Genomic DNA, 16,355 nt, shown 5'->3' with positions numbered 1-16,355 from the left:
CTTGGGCCCATGCGTACGCCGATGGTGATACATCCGTTCCTTGCCTTCGCGGTCGCCGTTCTAGCGTGCCACGGCGGTGCACTGGCGCAAGACGGGGCGGCGAGCGACGAGCCGCTCCGCTTCGTGCACGAGCCGTGGAGCGGGCAAGCAGCCGACGAGGTTGCCGAGCCCGCGATCGCCTTCGGCCAGAAGGATTTCGACTCCTGGATCGTGTCGTACTCGGCCGCGTACACGGGAGAGGCCCTCGACCAGGGCTTTACCCTCGGCTACAGCGAGTTCCTGGTCGACGACATCGAGTGGTTTCTCGAAGGCGGGCTCTGGTCGTTCTACGACCGAGGCCGGGACGCCGCATTCGGCCTGAGCGCGAGCCTCGGCTTTCGTTGGCACTTCATCCAGGAAGATCGCTGGAGCATATTCGCCGACGTGGGCATCGGCGTGCTCGGCACGACCGACCACGTGCCGCCCGATGGCACGAGCTTCAACTTCATGCCGCGGGCGGGCGTGGGCTTCACGCGCCAGATCGACGAGGACATCCGCCTGATCGGCGGCGTGCGGTGGCACCACATCTCGAACGCTCGGACGCGCGGCGACAGCCGCAATCCGGCGCGCGATGCACCGCAGATCTACGTCGGCCTGGTCATACCGTTCTGAGTCAGCCTGCGGCGGCGAGCTTCGGGCCGCCCTTGGTCAGCGTGGTCAGCATCACGCGGTCGCGACCGGCTTCCTTGGCCTTATACAGCGTGGCGTCGGCATGGGCCACCCACTGGTCGGGCGGCAGGCCGGTCGAGCCCTCCGAGCCAGCGATCCCGATCGACACGGTGATCTTCCGGTCGGGGTGGGCGGGCCAGTGCCGGTCGGCGATCGACTCGCGGATGCGTTCGCACAGCGTGCGTGCCTGCTCTGCCGTCGTCTCGGGAAGGATGATCGCGAATTCCTCGCCACCGTAGCGGCAGGGCACGTCGGAGCTGCGGGCCGAACTGCTGAGGATCTCGGCCGCGCCCTGGAGGGCCGCATCGCCCGCGGGGTGGCCGTAATTGTCGTTGATGCTCTTGAAGTGATCCAGGTCGAGCAAGGCGAGCGAGAGGGGGCGGTTGCTACGCTCGGCCGAGCTCACGAGCTGCGCGAGCCGTTCGTCGAAGTGGCTGCGGTTCCAGAGTGCCGTCAGGCCGTCGAGCTGGGCCCGCTCGCTGAGCATGCGCACGAGCCGATGGATGCGCAGAGATGAGGCATCCGGGCACGCAACTCGGCCAGGTCGAATGGCTTGGTGATGTAGTCGATGGCGCCAAGTCCGAACGCCATGACCTTATCCTGGGAATCCTGCTGGCCCGAGAGCACGATGACCGGCACGTGCACCGTTTCGTCCTTCGCGGCCAGCGCCCGGAGCACCTCGAACCCATCCATCGAGGGCATGCTCAGGTCGAGCAGGACGGTGGCGACGTCTTCCGTGCACACCAGTTCGAGCGCTTCGGCGCCAGAGTGCGCGTGGCGCAACTCGATCGTCTCGTCGCGCAGCCGGGCCTTCAGCAGTCGGTGCACCAGCGGCGAATCATCGACGATGAGCACGATCGGCTTCGATGCGGGCTGAGGGAGTTGGTCGGCGTTCTCGCTCAAGGGCGGCTCCTGCGCAGTGTCCTGGGCCCGTTCAGGCCGCGGCCCCGGGATTTGCCAGGCGAACGCGATCGCACGCGTCGATCAAGGGTGCCGCGGCCGCATACACGGCCGAGGCGTCGTCGCTCTTGGACGGCTGCAAGTCGTTGAGCGCGTGTTCTGCCGCCGCGGCGATCTGGCCGAGCGTTTCGAACCCGTATCCACCGGCCGCGCCCTTGAGCTGGTGGGCGAATCGGGCCGCCTCGGCCGCATCGCCTGCCTCGGCGGCGCGCACGATGTCGGCGCGTCGGCGGGGCATCTCCGAGACGAACAGAGCGACGATCTCGCCGACGTCCGGATCGTTCTCGTAGACGCTCAATAGTGGTTCGTGGCCGGGACTTGCCATCTCTCCGCCTCCTCTGGCATGGCTCACCAGAGTCATCGGCGGATATCGATCCCGAATTCAGGGTCAGGTGGCGAACGCCCTGAAATCTGTCGCATTCAACCTAGGTCGTTTCCCGCAGCAATCGGTCCTCGAGGCGGCCACGGAGGGCCTGCAGACCGATAAAAAGGGCCGTGTTGGCCGTCCACCGCCGGATCGAGCCTCGCCCGCCGGCGAACCGAAACCGCTTGGCAATGGGCGCTTGATCCGAGGTCGCGCAACCGATCCAGACCGTACCTACGGGCTTCTCGGACGTGCCGCCGCCCGGCCCGGCCACGCCCGTGACCGACAGGGCCAAGCCGGCCCCCGAACGCTCGAGCGCCCCGGCCGCCATCGCTCGGGCGACCTCGCCGCTGACCGCCCCGTGACGCTGGAGCAACTCGCCGGGCACGCCCAACTCGCGTTGCTTCATGGCGTTGCTGTAGGTCACCCATCCGCCCGCGTACGCCTCGGAGCTCCCGGCCCGGCCGGTAATGAGTTCGCTCAGCAGCCCGCCAGTACACGACTCGGCCGTGGAGATCATCACCCCTCGCTCCGTGGCTTCTTCGAGGAGGAACGCCTCGAGTGGTTCCTCGCGGTACCCAACCACGAAGCGCCCCGTCGCTTGCTCGATGGCGGCAATTGCTTCGTCGACCGCCGCGACCGGCTCGTCCGTCTGGTAGGGGCCACGCACCGCCTCGGAAGGCTCGACCCGGACCCGGCAAGTCACCATGCCCGAAGACGCGGTCGTCCCCACGGCTGGGTTGTTGCTACGTTGCATCAATCCGGCGATGCGGGTCGCAACCTCACTCTCGCCCAGGCCGAACACCTGGACCACTCGCAGCTCGGCATGCCGGATTCCCGGCAGCGACCGGAGCAGCGGCGCGACGCTCGACTCGAACATCGGCTGCATCTCTCGTGGCGGACCGGGCAAGCACGCGATAAGGCGGGCCGAGTCGCTCGCTTCGCCTTGGTACAGCATGCCCGGCGCCGTGCCGAAGGCATTGGGCAGCCGGCGTGCGGCCTCTGGTCGCAGCGCCTGGACCCGGTTCGACTCGGGCATCTCACGCCCCGCCATCGCGAAGCGTTCGCGAATCTCTTGGATCGACGCGGCGTCCTCGACCAGGGGCTGGGGCACGCCCGTCAGGCTTCCGAGGGCCGCAGCGAAGGCCTCGCGAGTGAGGTCGTCGGCGGTGGGTCCCAGGCCACCGCCCACGAGCAGCGCATCGGCCGTAGCGGCCATTTCCTGCATGACGTTCGAGAGTTCTTCGAGGTCGTCGGGGACGGTCCGGTGCTCGGTGACGAGCAAGCCCAGCCGACCGAGCTGATCGGCGAGCCACATCGAGTTCGTGTCGAGCTTCTCGCCCAACACGAGTTCGTCACCGACCGAAAGGATGGCAGCGCGGGGTCGCTTGGTCATGGGCGGACACGCTAGCGTGGCCGAACTCCGCGAGCGCGCACGAAACCGCATGCCGGCGGGAAGCCAGCATGCGGCGTCGATTCATCGATTTACCAAGCCTGACGGGGAGGGATGAGGTGTCAGACCACGCGGCGACGACGGATCGCGGCGACGCCGAACAGGCCTGCCATCGCCAGGGCGCCAGCACCCGGGAGGGGGATGGCGACCATGTACAGGATGCTCTGACGATCCGCACCGGTCCGGACATCGGTCAGGTTCAGGGCGCGAACGCGACCGATGGCGGCGGTGGTACCCCAGACCGAATCCACGAGCGACTGGGCCGTGGCGCTGAGGAAGCCAAAGTTGGTGCTCGAGCCGCTGGCCGTAGCAGACGTGAAGTCGACCGTGCCGAGCTCTTCCTCGAGGTACCAGAATGCGTCCTGGACGGCGTTGTTGAACTCGCGGTCGCTCATGCCGCCCATCGGGCCGATGGCGCCCGTGACGAACTGGCGGTAGAGCTCGGCGGTCTCGCGGCTCAGCGGATCGGGGCTCCCGCCGCCGACGCCGCCCGAGCGGACCGAGGTGCTGATGTCGTAGTTGTACGTCGACTCGCCGATCGTCTCGTCATACTCGAGGCAGAACGAGCTAAAGCTGCCGAGCGAGCCGGTGACGAGGAACTCGCCACCGCGGTTACGCTCGACCGTGCCGGGAGAACCCGGCAGCGGGTCGTGGCGGCTGGAATCGCCGAACTGGATGGTGACGGTGCTGGCGCTCACGGCCGATGCGGCCAAGGCGACCAGGAGGCCGCTGGCAATCTGCTTCTTCATTTTGGAACTCCCTCCGGACGAAAACCGATGATCTCATTTCTCCTTCGATGCTCGCATGGCACCGAACACCGTAAGAGTACCACAGGATTGCGGTACTTTGCAAGCGCAAGTCCGTGTATTTAGTCACGCTTACCGGCGAGAACGATAACCCTTAACAATATAGTAGTATTGTGTTTGGGTCAGCCCAATCCGAGAACGCTGCGTAGTTCTTCGTACCGGACCCGGTGGCGGTTTTCCCAGGTCGCGTTCGGGCGAATCCGTCCGAACTCGCGGCGGGCTTCGTCCTCGCGACCGAGTGCCACCAAGGCCTCGATCCTGCCAAGCCGAAGCGACGGCGTGGCCGAGAGCCGCTGGCCCGCGTCGAAGACGCCGAGCGCTTCGCCCGGCTCGCCCATGGCCATGAGCGCCATGCCCAGCGTGTGGTGGAAAACGGCTCTGTTGCCGGTATTGGCGGATTGCGATTCGGCGAGCGCGACGGCCCGTCGCGCCATCGACACGGCGCGTTCGTGCTCGTCTAGCCGATGGGTAAGCAGCCACGCCGCGTTGTTCAACAGCGCTGCGATCGGCTGCCCGGCCAGTTCCATCGCTTCTTCGTACGTCTCGACGGCTCGCGCGTATTGCCCGGCGGCCTCGAGCGCTGTCGCGAGGATGGCGCGCAGCTGCCACGAATCCTCCGGCGTGCCCCTGGCCGATTCGGCGAGGTCGATCGCGTACTGCGCAAACTCGGCATTCTGCGAGCCGTCGAACAAGCTCATCCACGACGAGGCCAGCGCCACGATGCCACGCATGTCATCATCGAGCATCGGTGCAACGCGCTCGAGCCATGCCCGGCCGCGAGCCGTGTTCTCGGGCGTGTGCGGCGCGACCGCCGCCATCGATGCCATGAACTCGGCCAACCGTGCATCAGACTCGACGAGCCGCTCCAGAATCGGCTCCGCCTCTGCCATGCGGTCGCCCAGCGTGAGCGCTTCAGCCAGGCACTGCAAGGCGGTCATGTTCTGAATCGGGTCCGCCAGCATGAGATCGGTGTGTGGCAACAGAAGGCCGATCGATCGATCGAGATTGCCGCGGAAGAACTCGGCCATGCCCTGGGCAATCTGCGATCGGGCCCGGCTTTCGGCGTCGGGCGCACGCGAACGCCACTCGTCTGCCATGCTCGCCGCAGAGGCGTAGTCCTGACGATTCAGGAAGAACTCCGTCGCGTCGCGAGCCGGACGATAATCATCGGGCAACGCAACGACGGCGGCGCGGGCCCGCTGCTCGGCTGCTTCGACGTTGCCAAGTTGCTCGTAGGCCGTGATCAAGAGCGGCCAGAGCGAGTAGAACGTGGCGCGGCGCCCGGAGACGTCGTCGAGTTTCGACGCCGCCTCTCGCAAGTCCATGTCTCCCCGCACGTACTTCTTCGCGATGGCGCCGATCTCGACCATGGCCTCGCTGGCGTCCTGTCGTTCCGCTGCCGCCGCCGCCACGCGGGCCATGCGCTCGAACGGGCTCAGATCGCCACCGATGGCGCTGCGGAACGCTTCGAGCGCTTCGTTGTCCGGATTCGCCGCCAGCGCACGATCGAAGAGCGCGGATGCCTCGTCGAGCCGGCCCGTGCCGATCAACTGCGTGACGGCTTCCTGCCACAGGTCGGGATCGTTCGACGCTTCGGCCGCGGCGATCAGGCCATCGAGGGCCTCGTCGGTGCGGCCTTGTTCACCCAGGAATCGAGCGATTACCAGGGCACGACTGCCCGCGGTCGAATCTTCGGGGAGCGCTTCGAGCCTGGCAAGCCCGTCTTCGAAGCGACCGACCCGCGCCAGCAGTCGAGCGGCGAAGACCTGGTCTTCCGGCGCTAGATCTGCCCGCAAGGCGGCGAGTTCGGCCTCGCTCAGCGGCGCGACGGAGCCTCCCGGTCGAGACTCGATGCCCGCGCGTAGCACCCACACGGGGAGTCCCTCCTCGGCGAGCGCCGCCATGTCGCGTGCGGCCTGCTCGTGCATGCCCTGCCGGCGCAGGAGCTGCATTCGGACCTCCCGTAAGGGGATGGATACCCGGCCGGCATCAACGAATTGCAGCAGGCGCCGTTCGGCGTCGGCAGACCGGCCCGTGCTCTGCAAGCGGTCGATGAGGCGCGGCAGGGCGGCGAGCGGATCGTTGCCGTCCGCCGCGTTGCGCAACGCTTCGAGCTCGGATTCGACCGGACCGGTCACGGCGAACGCGTCCGCGGCAAGCAGCAGCGCTCGCGTGTCTTGCTTGCCGCGCTCGGTCGCGAAGACTTCGCTGAGCAGGCTATTTGCTGTACTGGCCGTCTCGATCGAATCGTCGATCTCGAGCAGCCGGCGAGCTTCAAAGATGCGCCACTCGTTCCCAGTCTCGCCCTGGGCCTCGCGCAGCCGTGCGATCACCAGCCCCGCCCGGTCGAGGTCGCTCCAGATCGCCGAGCCGTTGAGGATCTCGATGTGCAGCTGTCGATCGTCGGCGTTGGCTTCCGACACGCCCGCCAGCGTCTCGAGGCTCTGCTCATCGGCGATCGCGTTGGCCAGCTGGATGCGTGCGAAGTTCCACTGCGGCGCCGCAGCGTCTTCGGCGGCGGCGAGGCGAGACTGCATGAAGTCCCGAGCCTCCTGCACGTTCCCGAGGATCGCAAGGCCCGTCGCGGCCGCGGCCACCTGGGCGGGATGCGTTGCCATCTCTGCGACACGATCGACGACGGCGCGTGCCAGCGTCGGATCGACCCGTTGCAGGCCTGCAGCGAACCGAATGGCCGACGTCGCCGCAAGCGATGCATCGACCTCGATCAATCGTTGGGCGAGTTCGCGGGCGAACGCGTCGTTACCACGCGCCAGCGCATTTCGACCCGCGGTCGAGAGCGCAACTGGACTCTCTGGCTGGGCCTTAAGCAATTGGTCGATCGCCGAATCGAAGCGGTCGTCCGTCGGGTCCGCCGTCTCGGCCAGGCGTGCGAACATCTCGCCGTGGATCGGCCCGCTGCCGGACACTTCAAGCAGCCGCTCGTCACGCAGCAATACGACCAGCGCGTCCTGCGCGCGATCGACGCTCACCAGCAGGCTCATGAGGGCAAATCGCGCGCGACGCCAGCTCGGCTGCTGGCTCAGTCCCACGAGGCGGTCGACCGCGTCTTGCGTGTTGAGGCGGTCGATGTCTGCCAGCGCGTCGTAGTACGCGGCGACGGCATCGGCGCCCAGAAGATTGATCTGCGCGCTGGCATCGGGAAGCAGCGGCTGCTCGTCGGGCGGCGATCCGGCGGCGCGGCGCTCGGCGGCGTCGAACACCAGCCTCCATCCCTCGGCCCGTGCCTCGGTTTCTTCCGTGACGCTCGATTCGAAGGCGCGACGTAGCTCGTCGGCCCGATCCGAAAAGTCCTCACCCAGTTCGATGGCTGCCAACGCTCCCCAGGCGAAGACCGACTCGTTCTGAGGATCGGTACCCAAGGCGCGGACGGCGTGATCGATGGCGGCCTGCGGATCGCGATCGCGCCACGCACGGCCGGCCGCGATCTCGCTCAAGAACGGCGCGATGTCCTCGAGCTCGAGCCATCGCACCAGCCACGTCTGCGATTGCTCGTAGAGGTCCCACGATCCGGTCGATGCGGCGATGAACTCCGAGGCTTCGAGCAGCATCCGGGCGCCCGTCCCGTCGGTGGGTCCGGCTTCGGCGGCCGCGACGAGCAGTCGCCGTGCTTCGGCCCAGCGGCCCGAGTCCGCCTCGACCGTTGCGCGCAGGACCGCGTAAGACGTCGTACCTCCATGGGTCGGCGCGACGCGTTGCTCGAGGTACTCGCGCTGCTCGCGTGCGTTGCGGTCGATGCGCCGGTAGACACGCAGCATCTCCAGGTGAGACTCGATCGACCCTTCCTCGGCCTCGACGAACTCCTGCGCCGCCTCGAGCGCCTCGTCGCTCGCGCCCCGTTGCAGGTGGGCCTCGATGCGGCTCGTGGCGTACCGCGCGTTCGTGGGGTCGCCCTCGAGTAGCGCGCCCGCGACCTCGGCCAGTTCCTGCCAGTTACCCAGCTGGATGTGTACGTCCAGCAGGATCTCCCGGGCATCGTCGTTCTCGGGATCGAGCAGGACCGCCTGCTCGAGGTAGGTGCGCGCGTTGACCAGGTGCCGACCATTGGGCTCGACGACGTAGCGTTGCGAATCACCCAGCGCCGTGAGCGCCTCGGCCTGCGGGCCCTTGATGCGCAGGTGCGTGATCAGCTTTCGGCGGGCCAGCGGGTAGTCGCCCTGCTCGTACGCGGCCAGGCCCTCGGCCAGCGAGGCCTCGGCCAGGCGCTCGCGCTGCAGCTTGCGAACGGTGGTGCCGCCGATGCCCGCAACGACGATCATGCCGCCCACGAGGCCCAGAACGATCAAGCGTCGCTTGGTTCGCCGGTTCATGGTGCGAACCTCCCTTCCGTGAAGTCCCGCGCCCGGATAGTCCGGATGATGTCACGCGCGTTCATGCGCTGTTCGAAACGCTCGGCGCCTGCTCGGCTTCGGGTCGAGACGCCATCCGAGATCGGAAGCTGATGGACGCCGCACTCGTGCTGCGTTCGATGTCGACCCGCGCGGCGCGGTTGAACACCAGTCCGATTCGTCCAGCGTGGAAGCGGTGCAGCCGATCGATCGCGACCCGGACCATCCGCGTGTTCTGGCCGCGCGCGACCACGAGCACGACCTGGTCGACGTGCGGTACGACGGCATTGGCCTCGAGGCTGCCCAGGATCGGGCCCGTATCGACGACGATCGCGTCGTACCGGGATCGAAGCGACGAGAGCAGGTCGCCCATCGCCTGGCTCGACAACCGCTCGGGATCGAAGCCGTCGGCGACGCCCGCGGGCATGAGGTCCAGGTTCTGCCGGCCCTCGACCTCGTGGATTTGGCCGTTGTCGTTCGCGCTCGCGATGCGATCGGTCAGGCCCGCCAGCCGCCGCGCCGACAAGCGGCCCGTCACGCCCCGGCCGATCAGGTCGGCATCGATCAGCAGCGTCGAGCGTCCGGCCTTGGCCATCGACGCCGCGAGCGCCGCGGCGAGCGTGCTCTTGCCCTCGGCCGCCATCGAGCTGGTTACCACGATGACCCGAGCCGTGCCCTTGTGCGGCACCGACTCGAGCAGGCTCCGGATCTGGTGCACGCCCGCCTGGGCCGATTCGTCGTCTTCGATGCGGCCCTCTTCCACCTGCGGCACGAGGCCCAGCACGGGCGGCGCGAGCGACTCTTCTTCGAGGTCGGCGACGAATCGGTAGCGCGGGTGCAGAAGGCCGTAGGCGGCGAAGGCCGTGAGCGCGAACCCGAAGCCGCCCATGGCGCCCATCGCCGCGAGCGGCAGCCGCCGGTCCTCGCTGGGCGAGAAGGGCAGCTCGGCCTGCTGCGCGATGCGGATGCGGCCTTCGGTCGAGTTGTTGCGTTCGGTCGTCAGGGCTTCGAGCTCCGAGGCGGCCAGATCGAGCCGATCCTGGGCGTTCTGGGCCTCGACCTCGTAGCCACGGATCTCCAGCGCCACCGCGGCAAGCTCGCGCGCCTCGGCCGCCCGATCCTCCTTGATAGTCTTGAGCGCTTCCAGCCGGCGACCGAGGCCGCCGAGTCCGACGCCACCGCCGAGGTCCAGGCCCAGCTCTTCCAGCTCGGCCTGACGCCGATCGATGCGCCGGTTGACCATCTCCAGCTCGTCGCTCGCGGCGAGGTAGTCGGGGTGGCGCTCGGTGACGCGTGACAGCATGGCCGACATCGACTGCTCGATGTCTCGCCGCTGGCTCACCAGCGCCGCGATGTCCGGGTCGACCTGCGCGTAGTCGTTGGCGGTCAGCTCGCGATCGACCTGCCCTTCCTCGGGCTCGTCGGTCCCACGGATCGACGGCAGCTCGATCTCCAGCGCTTGGATCTGCTTTTCGATCGCCTCGAGTTGCTGCTGGACGAAGAGTCGCCGGCGTTCGAGGTCGACGGTACCCTGCTGCTCGGCGAGCTGGCGGGCCCGGGCCAGGGCGTCGTCGCGATCGAGCCTGGCCATGTCGACGATGTTTTCTAGGGCGGCCTCCTGCCGATTCCACATGCTGTAAGCTTCTTCGTTGGCGATGCTGGCGTACGACTCCAGGATCGTCGAAGCGGCGTCCTTGGCCAGCCTGGGGTCCTGCATGGTTACCCGCAGATAGATCTCCCGGCTCCCCCGGGGTACTGAGACCTCGGCGGCCCGCTGGAGGCGGATCCAGTTGGACGGGTCGGCCGAGAGCTTGCCTTCTTCAGTCAGCTTTTTGGCGGCCGCCTGCATGACGCGCGGGCTTTCGAGCGTGGTCGCCTGAGATCGCACGAACGAATCGAACGACGCGATCTGCTCATTGAACTCGGTGGTGTAGATCAGACGCCGCCCGGCCGGATCGATGTTGATGACGCCAACGCTGGTGTACACCGGGGCCATGAGGTTGTAGCCAACCAAGGCGCCGGGCACCGCCAGGATGGCGCCGATCACGACCGCCAGCAAGTACCGACCGCGCAGCGCGCGATGCACCATCAGGATGGGATTGCCCGTGTGCCCCTGGGTCGGGGCCTCCTCGGGTTCCATCCAGGCGTTCAGGTGCGGGTCCTGCTGGCTGCTCACGACTGCTCCCCTTCTCCCTCGCGCGGCCGGGCCACCGCGTCGATCAATCCTTGCAGCTCGTCGGCCACGGCACGCTCGATCCGCTCGCGTGTCTGGCCGTCCATCTGGGCATCGGTGATGATCTGGACCTGGGCCGCCCCGAGCCCCGAACTCCACCTGGTCCGAGTCACGGTATCGAGGACGCCATCATCGCGCCCCAAGGGGCTATCGGCACGTGGCACCACGAACGTGTTCGCGATTACCCGGGCAAAGCTGGCCGTCCCGTCGTCGCGGGTCACCCGGTAGCGAGTCACGGGTATCGGACCGCCCCGCGAACGCTCGATCGACTCACCCTCGGCTTCGATGACGTCCCAACCGTTGCTCGGATAGCACACCGGCGGGTAGTGCCCCATCATGTCCCGAACATCCCCGCAGTGTACGACGAGGATGGAGAACGTCGCCCCGGTCAGCGGGTGCTCGTACTGCCGCTGCAACAGCTTGTTGGGCCGCAAGAGCTCGACCGAGGCGGCCAGAGGCTGCCGGTCGACGCCCCGATAGCCCTCGATGGTGACCGGCAGCGCCTCGATGGCCTCGCGAACCTCGCGGAAGTAAGCCTCGCTGCCTGCGGGACGAATCGCCATGATCGAGTACACGGCCATCGCCGCCAGCACGACGGCCGTCAACGGAGCGGCCAAGAAGACCGAAGTGGGCTTTCGTTCGCGAGGACGCATCGCTCTCCATCCTGCCTAACGCGGCTTGCCCGGCTCGTGTTCGATGGGAAGTTCCATCCATCGCGCCAGGGCAACCGAACCCCAAAGCACGCCCAGGGCGATGATCAGCACGACCCACCCGCTCACGTCGTGGGCGAAGTCGGCCGCCTCGCGATCCAAGTGCCCGTAGAACAGCACCGTCGGGATCAGTCGAAGCACGTTGACGAAGACGGCCACCAGCGGGCTCACGAGCAGCAGCGTGATGCGGGCCCACGGGCGGAGCGGCATCGAGAAGACGAACGCGTACGTGACGAGCGCCAGCGCCACGACCATGCGCATGCCGTTGCACGCCTCGGCCACGGCGACGTCGACCCCGTTGATCTGCAGGACGTTGCCCATCCGCGTGACCGGCTGGCCGATGATGTCCATGAACCACTGCGTGATGCTCGCCGAGGTATCCTGGAGAGGCAGCGCGATCCTCTGGCGGATCCGGCCGGGCACCGGCACCAGGAACAGCAGGGCGCCGAACGCCGGCAGTGCGGCCAGCGGCCATCGCCATCCCGCGACGGCGACCACAGGGGCGACGAACATCGCCACCATGCCCAAGTCCTTGACGAGGTCGATCTGCGTCGCGAAGCCGACGAAGTCCATCGCCACGCCCAGGAGCGCCAAGGCGCCACCCCACAGGCAATACCGCGGCGTGACGGCCGCGAGCCGCTCCCGCCGCTGCCACAAGAGCAGCCCGACCACGGGAAGCACCAGCAGCATGTGCGAGTACTCGTCGCTGCGGAGCGCCAGGTCGATCACGTTGTGCCAACTCGGCAGCGCCGCCAGCACCGCCAGCACGAGCAGCACGGCAAGCCACGCCAGGCGACCGCCGGACCAGGCAGTCCGACGCTCGTTCGCCGGGATGGTCGTCGTCGCGGTCGTCATGATGCGACCGCCTTCGCGATGCCACAGTCCCGCAGCGCATCAAGCACGGCGTCCGCCTTGGCCGTCCACGTCTGCTCGCGGACCCGGTCTCGTCCGGGCGCGGGGTCGAACGACTCGGCCAGCGCCTCGCGCACCTGCCGGGCGAACTCGTCGGCCGTCGTGCCCACCCGCACCAGCCCCTCGTACCGCTCGAGCTCCGGGAACGCCGTGCTCACGATGGGCCGGCCCACCGCCAGATACTCCTTGAGCTTCACGGGGTTGCACGCGCGGATCCACTCGCTTCGGTTCCACGGCATGATCAGCACGTCGGCCGCCGCCATGTAGCCGGGGACCTCGTCGTAGGGGCGTTGGCCCAGGAGTCGCACGTTGGGCAGCGTACACCAGCCTTCGGGCAGGCTGCAGCCCCCGACGAGCATGAACGTCGCCTCCGGCACGGCCCGGGCGACCTCGAGGAATAGCTCGGGATCGAACGTGTGCGCGTCGATGCCGCCCACGAAGCCCACGACCGGGCGCGGCAAGTCGGCGGTGTCTGCTGGTGGCGGTGTCTCGCCCAGGCCCGCCGCCTCGAACGGCGCGTAGTCGACGCCGTGGTCGACGAAGGCCGACGCTCGCGGCTGGCTGCGCTCCTGGTCCATCAGCCAACTCGAGCAAAAGAGCGTGACGTCGGCTCGCTCCTTGAGCAGCCGATCGAACCGCGAGATGCGCTGCGGGTCGACGCCGCGGTACTCTTCGAACCGGTCGGTGCGCTGGTAGACCACGCCGACGGGGTCGAGCGCGTCGACCACGGGCTGGCCCGGCGGGCAGGCGACCCAGACCAGCGGGTTCGTGATGCCGGCCTTGCGCGCGGCGCGGCGGACTTGCATCGCCAGCGCCCGCTCGTTGACGCCCGCGCCGAGCCCCGCCGGCGCGACGACCGGGCTGAGCACCCAGAACGAGTCGCGTACCCGCGTCAGCCCGTGGCTGAAGCTCTTGAGCTTGCGGATCACGCGCCGGGCAAACATGCCGCCCTTGCCGGGCCTGGGCACGCGCATGCCGATGGAGTTGACGTACAAGACCGGCACGTGCGCGCTGAGCTCGCGCATCATTTGCAGGTCGTAGTGCCCGCGATTGTGGTACCACCAGTCGACGCCGCCGAAGCAGACCACGCCATCGAACGCGCGCAGCGGTCCCGGGCTGGTAATCGATTCGGGCGTGCGTGTGCTGGCCAGCGCCGCCACCGCTCAGGCCTTGACGAGCCGGTCGCCCATGCGTTCGGCGTGGGGCGACATGGCATTGCGGGTGTCGACCACCAGCGCCGCGTGCTTGGCCACGGCGGCGTAGTCGAAGGCCTTGTGATTGGTGACCACGACGACGGCGTCGTACGTCCCGAGGTTTTCGGGGGTCAGGTCCACCGAGTGCATCTGCAGGTCGTGCTTGCGGACGGGCATGGTCTTGGGCACGTGCGGATCGCTGTAGTCGACGCTCGCCCCGCGCTCGCGGAGCAACTCGATGACCTCGAACGACGGACTCTCCCGCGTGTCATCGACGTCGGGCTTGTACGCCAGCCCCAGCACGAGCACCCGTGACCCGTGGACGGGCTTGCCCTGCTGGTTGAGCGCCGTCGCCAGGCGATCCACCACGTACGCGGGCATGGCGTGGTTGATCTCGCCGGCCAGCTCGATGAAGCGCGTGACGTGCCCGAACTCTCGCGCCTTCCACGTCAGGTAGAAGGGGTCGATCGGGATGCAGTGCCCGCCGAGCCCCGGGCCCGGGTAGAAGGGCATGAATCCGAAGGGCTTGGTGCTGGCCGCCTGGATGACCTTCCACACGTCGATGCCCATCCGCGTCAGGATGAGCTTCATCTCGTTGACCATCGCGATGTTGACGGCGCGGAAGATGTTCTCAAGCAGCTTGGCGGCTTCGGCCACCTCGGCGCTGTCGACGCGGTGCAGGTTCTCGATGCCCTTGGCGTACATCTGCATGGCAAGGTCGGTCGACGCCTCATCGAGCCCGCCGACGAGCTTGGGGATGGTGCTGGTCGTGTGGCTCTGGCGGCCCGGGTCCTCGCGCTCGGGCGAATAGGCGACAAAGTAGTCTTTGCCGCACTCGAGCCGCACGCCGCGCTCGGCAGCCTCGCGCTCGATGGCCTCGAGGAATTCGCCCCGCGTCGTGCCGGGATAGGTCGTCGATTCGAGCACGATGAGCTGTCCGGCACGCAGCGTGCGGCCGATCTGCTCGCCGGCAATCACGACGTAGCTCAGGTCGGGCTCGTGGTGCTTTCCCAGCGGCGTGGGCAGGCACACGATGATCACGTCCGCATCGGCCAGCCGCGAGAAGTCGTTGGTCGCCTCGAAACGCTCGCTGCCGGCCAGCGAGCGAGTCATGTCGTCGCCCAGGTGCTTGAGGTAGTTTTCGCCGCGGCCGAGCGACTCGATCTTGGATGGATCGACGTCGAGCCCCAGAACGGGCAGCCCGCCGTCATGCAGGCTCGCCGCCAGCGGCAGGCCCACGTACCCAAGACCGATGACGCCCACGAGGGCGGTGTTCGCCTCGAGCCTGGCCTTCAATGCCGCCGCTGCCGTTGCGTCCATCGTCGCTTCGCTCATCGCCCTTCCACTCCCCGGGGTTCCCAGGGCTATCGGTCATCTTCCGGCCCGGCATGATCGTATCAGGAAGCTATCGGTCCTGCGTAGGAAACACCACGCCCCGAACGGCGGCGATCAACGAATCCTGGGCATGGGGCCCGATCGCGCCCGAGGCGGTGAGTTCCTCAAGACGCCCGAGACGCTCGATGAGTTCGTCTTCATCCATCGCCACCGCCACCTTGCCCAGCTCGCTGAGCCGCTTGGCGGTGGCGACTTGATGATCGTTGCGGGTCTCGCGAAGGTCGCCCCGCCTGGGCATGACCAGGATTGGCTTGCCCAGCGTGAGCGCCGTGATGATGGAGCCCATGCCCGCATGGGCCACGATGACGTCGGCCGCCCGGGCCCGCTCGGCGAACTGCGGCGGCTCCAGGAACCCCGCGTGCTCGACGTGCTGCGGCGTGTACTCGGCCGGGCCGATCTGGGCGAAGACGTCCGTGCGGCCGGTCTCGCCCGCCCATTGATCGACCGCACGGACCATGCGATCGAACGCCATCTGGGCGCCCACGGTCACGAAGATCACAGCACGCTCCCGTGGCACGCCGGCCCTTGGTTGTTTGCGCCACCACCGGCGGCCAGGTGCGGCCACTGGGTCATCCACAGCGTCGCGTGGTCCTTGACGAGCATGCCGGTCATCGACATCTCCTCGACGTTGGCGATGCTGTCGAGCCAGATCGTGCGGGCCCCGAGCAGCTTGCCCAGGCGGATGGCGAAGTAGCCAGGAGCCGCGCCGGTCGAGATGACGACGTTCGGCCGCGTCCACAGCATGATCCACAGCAGCTTGAACGCCATGCGCGCCAGGCCGACCTTGTCCCAACGCGTCGCGTCGTTGATGGCGATGAACCGCTCGCCCGGCACGTCGGTGGCGTACGCGGGCCGGACGCTGACGTACGTGACGCGGGCACCCTCGAACGCAGGCCGCAGGCGGAGGAGCTGTACCCAATGCCCGCCGCCCGAGGCAATCGCCAGGACGCGAGGGCTCTGTTTGGGAGACGTGCCGGCTGCCAACGACTGATTCCTCCGTCCGCCCCGGCTATCGGCTGTTGCCGCGGTCGGCATGAGGGCGGGCTCCGACGATACGCCGGGTCGCACGGGCGGCCGACCGATCCGACGGTGCGTGCTCGCTACCCGCCGCCTCCCAGGGGGTGTATACTCGCCCCTGACGCCGCAGGGCCCGCGCCCGGCGGCGATGGGGCAGATAGCTCAGTTGGTAGAGCACGGCATTGAAAATGCCGGTGTCCCCGGTTCAAGTCCGGGTCTGCCCATTTCCTGATTGGACCGATCCGCCGCGTCGATGCC

Annotated in this window: 14 protein-coding genes and 1 tRNA gene; 2 read left to right on the top strand and 13 right to left on the bottom strand. The window is 68.0% G+C overall.

All coding sequences use genetic code 11. The features are described 5' to 3' along the window. Positions 1 to 9: 9 nt before the first annotated feature. Positions 10 to 651: an acyloxyacyl hydrolase gene (locus RIA68_06635; GenBank protein ID MEQ8317115.1), complete on the top strand. Its 642-nt coding sequence runs from the start codon at positions 10 to 12 to the stop codon at positions 649 to 651. Position 652: 1 nt separating this feature from the next. Here RIA68_06635 and RIA68_06630 read toward each other — a convergent pair whose 3' ends face one another. The 13 genes from RIA68_06630 to RIA68_06570 form a co-directional block, all read right to left on the bottom strand. Beyond that, positions 653 to 1,195 (bottom strand): GGDEF domain-containing protein, encoded by a 543-nt coding sequence (locus RIA68_06630; GenBank protein ID MEQ8317114.1) that lies wholly within the window; start codon positions 1,193 to 1,195, stop codon positions 653 to 655. Continuing rightward, complete coding sequence (locus RIA68_06625) at positions 1,162 to 1,611, bottom strand: response regulator (protein ID MEQ8317113.1); 450 nt, start codon at positions 1,609 to 1,611, stop codon at positions 1,162 to 1,164. Before RIA68_06625 ends, RIA68_06630 begins: the two co-directional genes overlap by 34 nt. A 31-nt stretch (positions 1,612 to 1,642) precedes the next feature. Further along, positions 1,643 to 1,993, bottom strand: a complete 351-nt coding sequence (locus tag RIA68_06620) for an Hpt domain-containing protein (protein ID MEQ8317112.1) — start codon at positions 1,991 to 1,993, stop codon at positions 1,643 to 1,645. A 100-nt stretch (positions 1,994 to 2,093) separates the two neighbouring features. Further along, positions 2,094 to 3,428: a CinA family nicotinamide mononucleotide deamidase-related protein gene (locus RIA68_06615; protein ID MEQ8317111.1), complete on the bottom strand. Its 1,335-nt coding sequence runs from the start codon at positions 3,426 to 3,428 to the stop codon at positions 2,094 to 2,096. A gap of 119 nt (positions 3,429 to 3,547) precedes the next feature. Then, positions 3,548 to 4,234, bottom strand: a complete 687-nt coding sequence (locus tag RIA68_06610; GenBank protein MEQ8317110.1) for a hypothetical protein — start codon at positions 4,232 to 4,234, stop codon at positions 3,548 to 3,550. Positions 4,235 to 4,413: 179 nt separating this feature from the next. Then, entirely contained in the window at positions 4,414 to 8,619 is a 4,206-nt protein-coding gene (locus RIA68_06605; protein MEQ8317109.1) for a hypothetical protein, read from the bottom strand. Positions 8,620 to 8,680: 61 nt separating this feature from the next. Then, complete coding sequence (locus RIA68_06600) at positions 8,681 to 10,813, bottom strand: AAA family ATPase (GenBank protein MEQ8317108.1); 2,133 nt, start codon at positions 10,811 to 10,813, stop codon at positions 8,681 to 8,683. Beyond that, entirely contained in the window at positions 10,810 to 11,523 is a 714-nt protein-coding gene (locus RIA68_06595) for an exosortase-associated EpsI family protein (GenBank protein ID MEQ8317107.1), read from the bottom strand. The genes RIA68_06600 and RIA68_06595 overlap by 4 nt, the downstream gene beginning before the upstream one ends. A gap of 15 nt (positions 11,524 to 11,538) precedes the next feature. Beyond that, positions 11,539 to 12,435 (bottom strand): exosortase/archaeosortase family protein, encoded by an 897-nt coding sequence (locus RIA68_06590; GenBank protein MEQ8317106.1) that lies wholly within the window; start codon positions 12,433 to 12,435, stop codon positions 11,539 to 11,541. Continuing rightward, a complete protein-coding gene (locus tag RIA68_06585; protein ID MEQ8317105.1) occupies positions 12,432 to 13,652 on the bottom strand; it encodes a glycosyltransferase in 1,221 nt (406 codons plus the stop codon). The genes RIA68_06590 and RIA68_06585 overlap by 4 nt, the downstream gene beginning before the upstream one ends. 3 nt (positions 13,653 to 13,655) lie before the next feature. Beyond that, on the bottom strand, positions 13,656 to 15,020 hold the full coding sequence (locus tag RIA68_06580) for a nucleotide sugar dehydrogenase (GenBank protein MEQ8317104.1): 1,365 nt from the start codon (positions 15,018 to 15,020) through the stop codon (positions 13,656 to 13,658). A gap of 70 nt (positions 15,021 to 15,090) precedes the next feature. Then, positions 15,091 to 15,579, bottom strand: coding sequence for a glycosyltransferase (locus RIA68_06575; protein ID MEQ8317103.1), 489 nt, complete (start codon positions 15,577 to 15,579; stop codon positions 15,091 to 15,093). After that, positions 15,576 to 16,064, bottom strand: coding sequence for a hypothetical protein (locus RIA68_06570; protein MEQ8317102.1), 489 nt, complete (start codon positions 16,062 to 16,064; stop codon positions 15,576 to 15,578). Before RIA68_06570 ends, RIA68_06575 begins: the two co-directional genes overlap by 4 nt. Positions 16,065 to 16,248: 184 nt before the next feature. Here RIA68_06570 and RIA68_06565 point away from each other — a divergent pair. Continuing rightward, a tRNA-Phe gene (locus RIA68_06565) sits at positions 16,249 to 16,321 on the top strand. The last annotated feature ends 34 nt before the right edge of the window (positions 16,322 to 16,355 follow it).

Source organism: Phycisphaerales bacterium, from assembly GCA_040217175.1.
Taxonomy (GTDB): Bacteria; Planctomycetota; Phycisphaerae; order Phycisphaerales; family UBA1924; genus JAHCJI01.
This window is presented reverse-complemented; position numbering and strand designations above follow the sequence as displayed.